Annotated in this window: 12 protein-coding genes; 7 read left to right on the plus strand and 5 right to left on the minus strand. The window is 68.5% G+C overall.

Features of this window, described 5'->3' with window-relative positions; all coding sequences use genetic code 11:
- The first annotated feature begins 117 nt into the window (after positions 1-117).
- The 3 genes from ACZ3HV_RS10515 to ACZ3HV_RS10525 are packed head-to-tail and all read left to right on the plus strand — an operon-like array spanning position 118 to position 3,289.
- Positions 118-1,131: an ABC transporter permease gene (locus ACZ3HV_RS10515; RefSeq protein ID WP_465682953.1), complete on the plus strand. Its 1,014-nt coding sequence runs from the start codon at positions 118-120 to the stop codon at positions 1,129-1,131.
- Positions 1,128-2,189, plus strand: a complete 1,062-nt coding sequence (locus ACZ3HV_RS10520) for an ABC transporter ATP-binding protein (protein WP_465682955.1) — start codon at positions 1,128-1,130, stop codon at positions 2,187-2,189. Before ACZ3HV_RS10515 ends, ACZ3HV_RS10520 begins: the two co-directional genes overlap by 4 nt.
- Before the next feature lie 14 nt (positions 2,190-2,203).
- Positions 2,204-3,289 carry an ABC transporter ATP-binding protein gene (locus tag ACZ3HV_RS10525; RefSeq protein WP_465682957.1) on the plus strand — a complete coding sequence of 362 codons (1,086 nt, stop codon included), beginning with the start codon at positions 2,204-2,206 and terminating at the stop codon, positions 3,287-3,289.
- A 2-nt stretch (positions 3,290-3,291) separates the two neighbouring features.
- On the opposite strand, the gene ACZ3HV_RS10530 is transcribed toward ACZ3HV_RS10525, so the two are convergent.
- From ACZ3HV_RS10530 to ACZ3HV_RS10545, 4 genes are all read right to left on the minus strand, one after another.
- Positions 3,292-4,089, minus strand: coding sequence for an SGNH/GDSL hydrolase family protein (locus ACZ3HV_RS10530; RefSeq protein ID WP_465682959.1), 798 nt, complete (start codon positions 4,087-4,089; stop codon positions 3,292-3,294).
- Complete coding sequence (locus ACZ3HV_RS10535) at positions 4,086-5,366, minus strand: alpha/beta hydrolase (protein ID WP_465682961.1); 1,281 nt, start codon at positions 5,364-5,366, stop codon at positions 4,086-4,088. Before ACZ3HV_RS10535 ends, ACZ3HV_RS10530 begins: the two co-directional genes overlap by 4 nt.
- A gap of 71 nt (positions 5,367-5,437) precedes the next feature.
- Entirely contained in the window at positions 5,438-6,451 is a 1,014-nt protein-coding gene (locus ACZ3HV_RS10540; protein ID WP_465682963.1) for a hypothetical protein, read from the minus strand.
- On the minus strand, positions 6,448-6,981 hold the full coding sequence (locus ACZ3HV_RS10545; protein WP_465682965.1) for a SigE family RNA polymerase sigma factor: 534 nt from the start codon (positions 6,979-6,981) through the stop codon (positions 6,448-6,450). Before ACZ3HV_RS10545 ends, ACZ3HV_RS10540 begins: the two co-directional genes overlap by 4 nt.
- A 68-nt stretch (positions 6,982-7,049) precedes the next feature.
- On the opposite strand from ACZ3HV_RS10545, the gene ACZ3HV_RS10550 reads away from it, so the two are divergent.
- The 4 genes from ACZ3HV_RS10550 (at position 7,050) to ACZ3HV_RS10565 (ending at position 11,948) form a co-directional block, all read left to right on the plus strand.
- Entirely contained in the window at positions 7,050-7,661 is a 612-nt protein-coding gene (locus tag ACZ3HV_RS10550; protein ID WP_465682967.1) for a VOC family protein, read from the plus strand.
- A gap of 134 nt (positions 7,662-7,795) precedes the next feature.
- Positions 7,796-8,632, plus strand: coding sequence for an MIP/aquaporin family protein (locus ACZ3HV_RS10555; protein ID WP_465682969.1), 837 nt, complete (start codon positions 7,796-7,798; stop codon positions 8,630-8,632).
- A 39-nt stretch (positions 8,633-8,671) separates the two neighbouring features.
- Positions 8,672-10,189 (plus strand): glycerol kinase GlpK, encoded by a 1,518-nt coding sequence (glpK, locus tag ACZ3HV_RS10560; protein WP_465682971.1) that lies wholly within the window; start codon positions 8,672-8,674, stop codon positions 10,187-10,189.
- 46 nt (positions 10,190-10,235) lie between these two features.
- Positions 10,236-11,948 (plus strand): glycerol-3-phosphate dehydrogenase/oxidase, encoded by a 1,713-nt coding sequence (locus tag ACZ3HV_RS10565; RefSeq protein WP_465682973.1) that lies wholly within the window; start codon positions 10,236-10,238, stop codon positions 11,946-11,948.
- A 93-nt stretch (positions 11,949-12,041) separates the two neighbouring features.
- On the opposite strand, the gene glpK (ACZ3HV_RS10570) is transcribed toward ACZ3HV_RS10565, so the two are convergent.
- Positions 12,042-13,559, minus strand: coding sequence for a glycerol kinase GlpK (gene glpK, locus ACZ3HV_RS10570; protein WP_465682975.1), 1,518 nt, complete (start codon positions 13,557-13,559; stop codon positions 12,042-12,044).
- Position 13,560: the final 1 nt, after the last annotated feature.

A 13,560-nucleotide genomic window follows, 5' to 3' on the forward strand; every position in this document is an offset into this window, starting at 1 on the left:
TGGGTGGGGCCTAGAGATGTGTTCCCTTTTTTATTCCCCCCCCTCCCCGGGGGGGGGGGGGGAGGGGGGGTTTTTCTCGTTCCCCCCCCCCCCCCCCCCCCCCCCCACGCCGACCAGGTGTTCGCATACTTAGTCCGCCGGGTGATCGGGGCAGTGTTCCTGCTCGTCATCGTCACGGCCGTCACGTTCTCGATCTTCTTCCTGGTGCCCCGGCTCGGTGGCGCGACCGCGGACGACCTGGCGTCGCGCTATGTCGGCAAGAGCGTCGGCGAGGCGCAGATCCACGACACGGCGGTCAAGCTCGGCTTCACCGACCCCATCTACGTACAGTACGGCCGCTTCCTCAAGGGCTTGGTCGCCGGCCAGGACTACAACACCGGTCCCTCCATCGAGCGCTGCCCGGCGCCGTGCTTCGGTTACTCGTTCCTCTCCCAGCAGCCGGTCTGGCCGGACCTTGTCGACCGAATACCGGTCACGATATCGCTGGCGGTCGGTGCTGCCGTGATCTGGCTGATCGCCGGTGTCGGCACCGGTGTCATCTCGGCGCTCAGACGTGGATCGGTGCTGGACCGATCGCTGATGTCGGTGGCGCTGGCCGGTGTCTCGCTACCGATCTTCTTCACCGGTCTGCTCGCGTTGTCGATCTTCAGCTACGGTCTTGGCTGGACTGCGCAGGGCGGGTCCAATCCGATGGACGCGTCCAATCCGCTCGAGTGGGCCTACGACCTGATCCTGCCCTGGACCACACTCGCGTTCCTGTATGCCGCGGCGTATGCACGACTCACCCGGGCGGGCATGCTGGAGACCATGAATGAGGACTACGTCCGGACCGCTCGGGCCAAGGGCCTGACCGAACGGACCGTGGTGACCCGCCACGGCCTGCGGGCGACACTGACCCCGATTCTGACCATCTTCGGCCTGGACGTTGGCCTCTTGCTGGGCGGTGCGATCCTGACCGAGACGACGTTCTCGCTGCCCGGCATCGGTCAGTACGCCGTCATTGCACTGCGGGCGAACGACCTGCCCAAGGTGCTCGGCGTGACTCTGGTCGCCGCGTTCTTCATCGTGCTGGCGAACCTGATCGTCGACCTCATGTACGCCGTCGTCGACCCGAGGGTGCGTATCTCGTGACCGAGCCGAAACAGGACACCGTGCAGCGGATCGAGCGAGGCGAAGCGTTCCTGGACGTCCGCGATCTGAAAGTGCACTTCCCGACCGACGACGGAGTGGTGAAGTCGGTCGACGGGATCTCGTTCAAGCTCGAGCGGGGGAAGACGCTCGGCATCGTGGGCGAGTCCGGCTCGGGCAAGAGTGTGACCAGCCTGTCGATCATGGGCCTGAACCCACGGGGTGCGGCCAAGATCAGCGGCGAGATCTTCCTCGACGGCCAGGACCTGGTCTCGTCGACGCCCGAGGAGGTTCGGCAGCTCCGCGGCAAGCGGATGGCGATGATCTTCCAGGACCCGCTCTCCGCGATGCATCCGTTCTACACCGTCGGGCACCAGATCATCGAGGCGTACCGGGTGCACAACCAGGTCAGCAAGCAGGTCGCGCGCAAGCACGCGATCGAGATGCTCGACCGGGTCGGCATCCCGCAGCCGGACAAGCGCGTGGACGCGTACCCGCACGAGTTCTCCGGCGGTATGCGGCAGCGCGCGATGATCGCGATGGCGCTGTCCTGCGACCCCGACCTGCTGATCGCGGACGAGCCAACCACCGCGCTCGACGTGACCGTGCAGGCGCAGATCCTGGACCTGATCCGGGACCTGCAGCGCGAGTTCAACTCCGCCGTCATCATCATCACCCACGACCTAGGCGTGGTCGCCGAACTGGCCGACGACATCCAGGTGATGTACGCCGGCCGCGCGATCGAGTACAGCACCGCGGAGGACATCTTCGACCGCCCGCAGCACCCGTACACCTGGGGTCTGCTCGGCTCGATGCCCCGCATCGACCGGGAGCGCAGCGAGCGACTGATCCCGATCAAGGGCACGCCGCCGAGCCTGATCAACGTGCCGAGCGGATGCCCCTTCAACCCGCGCTGCGACTACGCGCACCTGACCCGCGGCGCCAGCGAGACCGAGCGTCCCGAGCTGCTGGACATCGGCGACGGTCACATGGTCGCCTGCCATCTCACCCCGGAGCAGCGCAAGCAAGCCTGGGAGACCGACATCAAGCCGAAGCTGTGAACGGGACGACGACTGTGACGACTGCGAATACCGACCCAACCGCCGTCCCGGGCATTGTCGAGCCGAAGATCGGCGAGGAACTGCTGTCGGTCAGCGGCTTGGTGAAGCACTTCCCGATCCGCAAGGGCGTGCTGCAGCGCCAGGTCGGCGCCGTCCAGGCGGTCGACGGTCTGACGTTCAACGTCACCCGCGGCGAGACCCTGTCGCTGGTGGGGGAGTCCGGTTGTGGCAAGACCACCACCGGCCGGCTGCTGACCCGCCTTCTGGAGCCGACGTCGGGCACGATCACCCTCGAAGGCCGGGACATCAGCCACCTCCGCGAGGGCCAGATGCGGCCGCTGCGGCGAGACGTGCAGATGATCTTCCAGGACCCGTACGGCTCGCTGAACCCGCGACACACGGTCGGCAAGATCGTGGGCGCGCCGTTCAAGCTGCAGCACGTGAAGACCGAGCAGGGCGTGAAGAAGTCCGTGCAGGAACTGCTCGAACTGGTCGGTCTGAGCCCGGAGCATTACAACCGCTATCCGCACGAGTTCTCCGGCGGTCAACGTCAGCGGATCGGCATCGCCCGGACGCTCGCGCTCCGTCCGAAGCTGATCGTCGCCGACGAGCCGGTGTCCGCGCTGGACGTGTCGATCCAGGCCCAGGTGGTGAACCTGCTGGAGGACCTGCAGGACGAGTTCGATCTGACCTACGTGATGATCGCGCACGACCTGTCCGTCGTACGGCATGTGTCGGACCGGGTCGCGGTCATGTACCTCGGCAAGATCGTCGAGCTCGCCAACCGCGTCGACCTGTACGAGAAGCCGATGCATCCCTACACGGTCGCGCTGCTCTCGGCGGTCCCGGTGCCCGACACCAAGCGCAAGGCCAAGCAGGACCGGATCCGGCTCCAGGGCGACGTCCCCAGCCCGATCAACCCGCCGCCCGCCTGCCGCTTCCACACTCGCTGCTGGAAGGCCCAGGACATCTGCAAGACCACCGAGCCGCCGCTGCTCCAGCTGGCCCCCGGGCACCAGACCGCGTGCCACTTCCCGGAGAACCAGCCCAGCGACAAGCCGGTCGCGCCGGTCCCGAGCCCGGACACCGACGCCAGCTGACGTCAGTGGAAGGTTGCCCTGGGCAACCCGGTGTTCGCCAGGAGTTGGGCGATCAGGTGATGGCCGGCCGCGTTGGGATGGTCGCCGTCCGGGGCTAGCAGTGCGGTGACGTCCGTACCGGGTCGCTCGAAGGGTGCATAGAGGTCGACGTAGGTTGCACCGGTCGCGGCGGTGACGTTGGCGATGATCGCGTTGACGCGCAGGGTCAGGCCGGTGGTTGCGGCGCGGCCGGTGGCGGGGAAGGTGCGGCGGGCGACCTCGCCGTCCTCGAAGACGTTCCAGTAGCCGGTGACGAGGACGGTGGTCGCGCGGCCGGTGCGGAGGGCGCCGATCCGTTCGAGGATCCGGTGCAGGTTGGTGCTGAGTTGCTCGAGCTCGTCGGCGACGCAGTCGGTGTCGGTGCACCGGCCGGTGGTGATGTCGTCGTGGTGGTCGCCGAAGTCGTTGGCTCCGATGGTGACGAGTACGACGTCGGCCGTGGAGGTCGCTGCTTCGGTGGGGGAGTGGGGCTGGTCGAGCCGGCGGAGAAGGCCGGCGCTGTCGAGGCCACCGGCGCCCAGGTTGTCGACGGAGACTGCGGAGCCGGTGCGGGCGCGGAGCAGAGCGCCGTACATCGCGGGGAAGGCAGCACAGTTGCAGGCGGCGCCGGAAGTGACCGAGTCGCCGAGGGCAACAACCTCGAGCTGACCGGGGTGCGCGGTCGCCGTGCGGACGCCTGCCACCGCGCCGCCGCCGGCCGTCGTGGCGACGAGGGCGAGGAGGAGGAGCGCGGTGGTGAGACGCCGCAGTCTGGGGATCACGCCGGTTTGGTCGACCTCGCCGGTTTCGCAAGGAGCTGGTTCGCGAGCCAAGGGTAGGCAGTGGCGAACGCGGGACCGGCGAACTGCCAGACGTGAGTGCCAGGGGAGACCTGGACCCGGGACCAGATGCCCACCTTGGCGGCCGCCCGGGACAGCTCGGCGGCCTCGTGCTGATGCGTGAGTTCGGCGGTGCTGGTGAGGAACAGGCCGTTCACGCCCTGATAGGGGCCGTGGGCATGCATCACCAGGAGCGGTTCGTTCGCGTGTTCGGCCGCGACGTTTCCGCCGTACAGGTCGGACAGGGTCTGCGCCGGGTCGCCGGTGTACGGGGCCAGGTCGCCGGAGATGTCGACGAAGTGGGTGAAGGTCGACGGGTGCTCGACCACCAGGTCGAGGGCGCAGGTGCCGCCCATCGAGAAGCCGGCGACGGCCCACTGCCGGGGATCCTTCGAGGCGCCGAAGGTGTTCTCGACGAAGTGCGGGATGTCCTGGTCGAGGTGGTCGGCGGAGTTGCCGCGCGGGCCGTTCACGCACTCGGTGTCGTTGTCGAACCTGGCGATCGGATCGGTGAAGACGAGGATCGGCGCGAACCCGTGATGGCGGTGAGCGTACGCGTCCGAGACCTGTACCGCGTGGCCGAGCCGGACCCAGTCACCCGGGCCACCGCGCTCGCCGCCGATCATCTCCACCACGGGCAGCGCCGGCCGATGACGACCGCGGAACCAGATCGGCGGCAGGTAGACGAGCTCCTGCCGATGCCGGAAGCCGCTGTACGCCGGTGGGATGTTCACCGCGACCAACCGTCCGGCCGGCGGGAGCTTCGTCGTACCGGTGCCGTGAACCAGCCCGGACATCGACTCCTGACCGGGCAGCGGGGTGTTGGTCAAGTCGTTCACCGCGGCCGAGATGGTCGGGTAGTAGCCGGTGAACTGGTTGATCTGGTTCGCGAAGACCAGCGTGGCGAGCGCCATCGCGACGACCGCCGTGCCGCGCCGCCACCACCGCGCACTACGCCACCCGGCGGCCAAGACGATCAGCGCCGCCAGACCGAGCCCGAACCAGAGCCACACGCGGAACGGCAGCGGATCGGTGATCCCGAGCAGTCGCGCACCCGGGTACGCCGCAATCAGCGTTCCCAGCGCCGCGCCGCCCGCAACCAGCGGGACGGTCCGGCGGCGCCACTGCCCATCCCTCCAGCCCACCGCCGCCGGCACGGACGCAGCGGCCACGACATCCAGCAGCACCGGAAACCAGCCGCCGAGCAGCGACACACTCATTCCAACCCTCCAAAGCCGACAAGACCCAACTCCCAAGACGCCGAGCCCGGCCAAGCGGTTGGCAGGAGCGATCAGTTCGACGGGAAAGTGAGGTCCTGCGGGTTCGTAGCGATGGCGGACTTCGCGATGCCACAGCTCATGGTGAGGCCTGCGGGCACCCAGCATGTGAGCAAGTTGACGGGTTGGTCGCGTCCCGGCGCATCGGCGGCGGTGAAGGTGGTGTCGTTCAGCCATTGCCCGAACATCTTCGGCTGCGCGCCGGTGACGGTCACATATTGTCGGCCGTGGCCGTCGTACACCCGCAAGGTTCCGCCGGTCGCGATCACGTACTTTCCGGTACCCTCCGGAGGCTTGTCCAGGTAGGCGTACGTGCTGGAGTCCGCCGTGACGGACTTGACCACCACCGGGTACGACGGCCGGATCAGCTGTCCGAGGTGCGTGCGGACGTCCAGCCGGAACAGTCCGCCGGTCGTCGTGAAGTACGCCGAGTTGCCGTCGAGGGCGACCAGGCCGCCGGTGGGCCGGGCCGGTGGGGAACTGTGCGCCTCGCTCGGGCGGTTGATCTGGTACACCACGTCGTCGGTGCGGAGGTCCCGGATGATCGTGCGGGTGCCGCTGGTGGTCGGCTCCTCCCAACCGGCCAGCGCGCCGGATGCGACCACCGGGCTGTCGCTCGTGGCGTCGGCCAGCGTCCGGGTGGTCCGGCCGTCGGCCAGCTTGATCTGGTCGCGGTCGGCGAATACGAAGCCGACGTCGGTCTGGACGTAGCGCGCCAGGCGGGTGGTGCCGGTCGAGATCTCCGCGTCGCCGAAGTGGATCACGCCGTTCAGCGCGTACGTCGGACGCCGTTCGGTGAACGGGAGGGGTGGCTTGGCCGCCGGCTCCGCGTCGTCCCGGATGATCCGGACCGCGGTCAGCCCGGCCGCGACCACGACGAGCGCGACGAACGCCGTACCGAGAAGGGTGCCGGCCCGCCGACGGCGGATGCGGCGCTTGCCCTGCGTGATGACGGCGTCGAGGTCGAGCTCCGGCGGCTCGGCGCCGGCGGCCTGGGCGGTGAGAGTGTCCTTGAGCAGTTCGGTCATCGGGTGGCTCCCAGGGCGTCCAGAAGTACGACGTCGTCGCCGAGGCGGGCGCGCAGCTTCTTGAGCGCGGCGGAGACCTGGCTCTTCACGGTGCCGACGGAGCAGTTGAGGACTTCGGCGGTCTGCGGTTCGGTCAGGTCCTCGTAGTACCTGAGCACGATCGCGGCCCGCTGCCGCGGCGGGAGTTGCCGCAGCTCGTGCCAGAGCCAGACCCGTGCGGTGGTGTCCTCGTACGGCGCCAGTTGCTCCGGCAGATCGTCGTTCGGCCGCTCGGCATTCCACGATTTCCGCCGCCACCACGTGATCGCGGTTGTGGTGATCACGCGCCGCGTATAGGCCTCGGCGTTTGCGGTATCCCGCAGCCGACGCCAGGCGACGTACGTCTTCACCAGACCCTCCTGCACCAGGTCCTCGGCCAGCCCTCGCTCACCGGCCAGGAGATACGCATAGCGGTACAACGCGCCGTGCCGCCCCCGGGCAAACTCCGCGAACTCCCCGGCGTCGCCCATCCAGTCCCCTCCGTCGGACACATCCTCACCCGCCCTGACGTCCTGAGAGTCTCAAATGGTTGGTCCATCGGAAGTCGTACTGTCGGGGCATGCTGGATCACCTCGCGTTCGCCACCCCGGATCTCGCCGCGACCATCGCCTGGTTCGCCGAGGCGACCGGGGTCCAACCGGCCGAAGGTGGTCGCCACGACGGCCGTGGCACCCGGAACTACCTCGTCGGGCTCGGTCCCACGGCGTACCTCGAGATCATCGGGCCGGACCTGGAACGCCCGGCGACCGAGCCCGTGCCGTTCGGCATCGACACGCTCGAGGGCGAGCGGCTGGTCACCTGGGCGATCCACCCGGACGACATCGAGTCGGCAGCGGAGGCCGCGCGGCAGGCGGGCGCGGACCTCGGGTCGATCGTGTCGATGTCCCGGACCACCCCCGCCGGTGAGGTGCTGAGCTGGCGGCTGACCATCGCACAGCCCTCGCCGTACGACGGTGTCGTGCCCTTCCTGATCGACTGGGGCACGAGCCGCCATCCCGCCGCGTCCGGGCTACCGATGGCCGAGCTGGTCGAGTTCAGCGCCACACATCCACGGCCGGCCGAGGTGAGCGCCGTACTCGAGGTGCTCAGGGCGGGGCTGCCTGTCAGTGCCGGCGAGCCGGGGCTGCGGGCCGTGGTCGCCGGGCCGGGAGGTACCTGTTCGCTTCGGTGAGGTCACCGAGTGTCGCAGCGAGCGACCGGGGGGAGAGCGTTCGACAATGTCGAACGACGAGCGTTGTGCCGCCTCGCGAACGCTTCTACATTCCAGCCAGCCGTGGTCGTCACGGCGTGGAAGGGAGGTTCGGCATGGCTACGACCGAAGCGGTCAAGGCAAGAACCCTTCTGGGGGAGTGTTCCGCGGAGTTCGCCGGAACGTTCATCCTGATCCTGTTCGGTGTGGGCGTGGTGGCCCAAGTGGTGGCCGGTGGTATTGGGGATCACGACTCGATTGCATGGGCCTGGGGTATCGGCGTGACGATGGGCGTGTACGTGTCAGCCCGGATCAGCGGCGCCCACATCAATCCCGCGGTGACGATCGCCCTGGCGGCGTTCCGCGGCTTCGCCTGGCGGAAGGTGCTGCCGTACATCGGTGCACAGTTCCTCGGCGCGTTCGCGGCGGCTCTGGTGGTCCGCTGGAACTACGACAAGGTCCTGGAGAAGTTCGACCCCGGCCTGACGATCAAGAGTCAGGGTGTGTTCTCCACCCTGCCGGGCAACGGAAGCACGGAGCTCGGGGTCGGCATGTGGGGCGGCTTCCTCGACCAGATCATCGGTACCGGGATCCTGATGATGGTCATCCTGGCCATCGTCGACCTGCGCAACACCGCCCCCGCGGCGAATCTCGGTCCGTTCATCATCGGCCTGCTGGTCGTCGGCATCGGAATGGCCTGGGGCACGCTGGCGGGCTACGCGATCAACCCGGCACGTGACTTCGGGCCGCGGCTCGCCTCCTACCTGACTGGCTATGGAGGGGCGTTCAAGGACCAGTTCGGGGATCCCTATTTCTGGGTCCCGATCGTGGGACCGATCATCGGCGCGCTCATCGGCGCGCTCCTCTACGACCTGCTGGTCGGCCGGAACCTGCCGGTCGGCGAGGCCGACGAGGAGCCGGGCCGGGTACCCGACGAGGAGACCGCAGCATGACGCATCGCACCACAAAGCAGTGTGAGGAGAGGACTTTCCATGGCTGACTTCGTCGGTGCCGTCGATCAAGGCACCACGAGCACCCGTTTCATGATCTTCGACCACTCCGGCAACGAGAGGGGCATCCACCAGCTGGAGCACGACCAGATCCTGCCGCAGGCCGGCTGGGTCGAGCACAATCCGGTGGAGATCTGGGAGCGGACCAGCTCGGTCATCCGGACCGCGATGAACGCGCAGGGTCTGCAGGCCAGCGACCTGGCGGCGCTGGGCATCACCAACCAGCGCGAGACCGCGGTGGTCTGGAACCGCAAGACCGGGCGCCCCTACTACAACGCGATCGTCTGGCAGGACACCCGGACCGACCGGATCGCCTCCGCGCTGGAGCGCGAGGGCAAGGGCGACGTGATCCGGCAGAAGGCCGGCCTGCCGCCGGCGACGTACTTCTCAGCCGGCAAGGTGCAATGGATCCTCGAGAATGTCGACGGGGTCCGCGCGGCCGCGGAGGCCGGTGACGCCGTCTTCGGCAACACCGACACCTGGGTGCTGTGGAACCTCACCGGCGGCACCGAAGGCGGCGTCCACATCACCGATGTCACGAACGCCAGCCGCACGATGCTGATGAACCTGGAGACGCTCGACTGGGACGACGAGCTGATCTCGTTCTTCAACATCCCGCGCCAGATGCTGCCGGAGATCCGGCCGTCGTCGGACCCGAACAAGTACGGCGAGACCCTCGGAGGAGGCCCGCTGGGAGGCGTGGTTCCGCTGACCGGCGACCTCGGCGACCAGCAGGCGGCGACCGTGGGCCAGGTCTGCTTCAACCCGGGCGAGGCGAAGAACACCTACGGCACCGGCAACTTCATGCTGCTGAACACCGGCACCGAGCTGGTCCGGTCGAAGGCGGGCCTGCTCACCACGATGTGCTACAAGTTCGGCGACGAGGCGCCGGTCTACGCGCTGGAGGGCTCGATCGCGGTGACCGGGTCGGCCGTCCAGTGGCTGCGCGACCAGCTCGGCATCATCTCCGGCGCGGCGGAGACCGAGACGCTGGCCCGGCAGGTCGCGGACAACGGGGGCGTGTACTTCGTGCCCGCGTTCTCCGGCCTGTTCGCGCCGTACTGGCGGTCCGACGCCCGTGGTGCGATCGTCGGACTGTCGCGGTTCAACACCAACGCCCACCTGGCCCGAGCAACACTGGAAGCGATCTGCTACCAGAGCAAGGACGTCTCGGACGCGATGGAGAAGGACTCCGGCGTCAAGCTGGACGTGCTCAAGGTGGACGGTGGCATCACCGCCAACGAGCTCTGCATGCAGATGCAGGCCGACATCCTCGGCGTTGCGGTGAGCAAGCCGGTCGTCGCGGAGACCACGGCACTCGGGGCGGCGTACGCGGCCGGCTTGGCGGTCGGCTTCTGGAAGAACAAGGAAGAGCTGGTCCAGAACTGGAACGAGGACAAGCGGTGGGAGCCGCAGTGGAACGACGAGCAGCGCGCAGCCGGGTACGCCGGCTGGCAGAAGGCGGTCCAGCGGACCCTCGACTGGGTCGACGTCGACTGACCTGGCTGTCTCGGTAACAAGCAACGGAATCGGAAGGAACAGCACAGTGGGCGTAGTGGCTCTGTCACCGCAAGCGAGGGCCGAAGCGATCGACGCGATGGCCGACGGACGGGAACTGGACGTCCTGGTGATCGGTGGCGGGGTGGTCGGCACCGGGTCGGCCCTGGACGCCGCGACCCGGGGCCTGACCACCGGACTGCTGGAGGCGCGTGACTTCGCCAGCGGCACCTCCAGCCGGTCCAGCAAGCTGATGCACGGCGGTCTGCGCTACCTGGAGATGCTCGACTTCCGGCTGGTGCACGAGGCGTTGCAGGAGCGTGGGCTGCTGCTGCAACGCCTGGCACCGCACCTGGTCAAGCCGGTGCCGTTCCTGTACCCACTCCAGCACCGCTGGTGGGAGCGGTTCTATGCCGGTGCCGGCGTCGCCTTGTACGACGGGATGGCCGTCAGTTCGGGTCACGGCGCCGGCCTGCCGCTGCACCGGCACCTGACCCGAAGCGGTGCGATGCGGCTGGTGCCGAGCCTGAAGAAGTCGGCCCTGGTCGGCGCCATCCAGTACTACGACGCCCAGGTCGACGACGCCCGGCACACGATGGAACTCGCCCGGACGGCGGCGTCGTACGGCGCTCTTGTCGCGAACCGGGTCAAGGTCACCGGCTTCCTGCGCCAGGGCGAGCGGGTCACCGGGGTGCAGGCGAAGGACCTGGAGAGCGGCCGTGAGTTCGAGGTCCGGGCCAAGCAGGTCGTGAATGCGACCGGCGTGTGGACCGACGACACCCAGGCGATGGTGGGGGAGCGCGGTCAGTACCACGTGCGTGCCTCGAAGGGCATTCACCTCGTGGTCCCGAAGGACCGGATCCAGTCCAGCACCGGGATGATCCTGCGGACCGAGAAGTCCGTGCTGTTCATCATCCCGTGGGGCCGGCACTGGCTGATCGGCACCACCGACACGGACTGGCACCTGGACAAGGCCCACCCGGCCGCGACCAGCAAGGACATCGAGTACCTGCTCGACCACGTGAACGCCGTACTCACGACGCCGTTGACCCGCGAGGACGTCGAGGGCGTGTACGCCGGGCTGCGTCCGCTGCTCGCCGGCGAGTCGGAGAGTACGTCGAAGCTGTCTCGCGAACACGTGGTCGCGCACGCCGCGCCGGGTCTGGTAGTCGTTGCCGGTGGCAAGTACACGACGTACCGGGTGATGGCCAAGGACGCGATCGACGCGGCCGCGGCGGCACTCGACGGCCGGGTACCCCAGTCGGTCACCAAGACCACCCCGCTGGTCGGCGCCGACGGCTACCACGCGAAGTGGAACCAGCGGCACCTGATCGCGCAGCGATCCGGCCTCCACGTGGCCCGGATCGAGCACCTGCTCAACCGGTACGGCGCCCTGGTCGACGAAGTCCTCGCCCTTGTCGAGGAGGACCCGTCGCTCGGCGAGCAGCTGCCCGGCACCCAGGACTACCTGAAGGCCGAGATCGTGTACGGCGCCAAGGCCGAAGGCGCCCGGCACCTCGACGACATCCTGGCCCGCCGGACCCGGATCTCGATCGAGGCCTGGGACCGCGGTGTCGGCGCCGCCGAGGCCGCCGCCCGCCTGGTCGCCCCGATCCTCGGCTGGGACGAGGCGACGATCGAGCGCGAGGTGTCGGTCTACCTCCGCCGGGTCCAGTCCGAACGCGACTCCCAGGAGCAGCCCGACGACGAGTCGGCCGACAAGGTCCGCCTCGAAGCCCCCGACATCGTCTCGCCGGCCTGATCAGACCAATGGGGAGGGCTGCCTGAGACAGCCCTCCCGCTGCGGTCGAGCAACATCACGGCTGATGCTCTTCGAGGCTCGCCGAAAGGCTAGCTAAAGGTTCTGGTCCTCGGGGCGGATCCAGTTGAACGTGCGTTGCACGGCGGCCTTCCAGTTCGCGTACTCCGCCTCCCGGCGAGCCGGATCCATGTGCGGAATCCACTGACCGGCGCGATGCCAGTTGCTCCGCAGCCCTTCGAGATCGGGCCAGTAGCCGACGGCCAAACCGGCCGCGTACGCCGCCCCGAGCGAAACGGTCTCGGTCACCATCGGGCGCACCACCGGGACGTCGAGCAGATCGGCGAGGAACTGCATCAGCAGATTGTTCGCCGTCATCCCGCCGTCGACCTTCAGCGCCGTCAGCGCGATCCCGGAGTCGGCGTTCATCGCGTCGACCACTTCGAGGGTCTGGAACCCGGTCGCCTCCAGCACCGCACGGGCCAGGTGTCCCTTGGTGATGTAGCCGGTCAGCCCGGCGATCACCCCCCGCGCCTCGCTGCGCCAGTGCGGCGCGAACAGGCCGGAGAACGCCGGCACGATGTACGCGCCGCCGTTGTCCTCGACGGTCCGGGCCAGTGTCTCGATCTCGGCCGCGGTGTGGATCATCCCGAGCCCGTCCCGGAACCACTGCACCAGCGAGCCGGTCACCGCCATCGAGCCCTCCAGCGCGTACGACGCCGGCTGGTCACCGATCTGGTAGGCGACCGTGGTCAGCATGCCGTGCTTCGACCGGACGATCTCCTGCCCGGTGTGCAGCAGCAGGAACGAGCCCGTGCCGTACGTGCACTTCGCCTCGCCCGCGCTGAAGCAGGTCTGCCCGAACAGCGCGGCCTGCTGGTCGCCCAGCGCCGCTCCGATCCGGACACCGGGCAGCACCTCGGTCGCGGTCGCGAAGACCCCGGACGACGGCCGGATCTCCGGCAGGATCGCCCGCGGTACGTCGAACGCCTCCAGCAGCCTGTCGTCCCACTCCAGCGTCTCGATGTTCATCAGCATGGTCCGGCTGGCATTCGTCACATCGGTGACGTGCAGTCCGCCGGACGCGCCGCCGGTGAAGTTCCAGATCAGCCAGCTCTCCATGGTGCCGAAGTAGATCTCGCCGCGCTCGGCCCGCTGCCGCAGACCGGGCGTGTGGTCGAGCATCCACCGGATCCGCGGCGCGGAGAAGTACGTCGTCAACGGCAGGCCGCACAGGTCGGCGTACCGGTCCGGTCCCTCGTCCTCGGCCAGCTCGGTGACGAGCCGATCCGTCCGGGTGTCCTGCCAGACCACCGCGTGCCCGATCGGCTGACCGGTGAACCGGTCCCAGAGCAGGCTGGTCTCCCGCTGGTTGGCGATGCCGATGGCAACGATCTGGGACGGCACGGCGCCGATCTGCCGGATCGCCGCCGGGACCACCCGGGTCACGTTGTTCCAGATCTCCCCGGCGTCGTGCTCGACCCACCCCGGTCGCGGAAACAGCTGCGGGTGCTCGCGCTGCGCCACCGACACCAGTCGCCCGCGCCGATCGAAAAGGATGCATCGTGTCGAGTTCGTCCCCTGGTCGACGGCCGCCACGTACTGCTCAGCCATC

The organism is Kribbella sp. NPDC020701 (assembly GCF_055562215.1).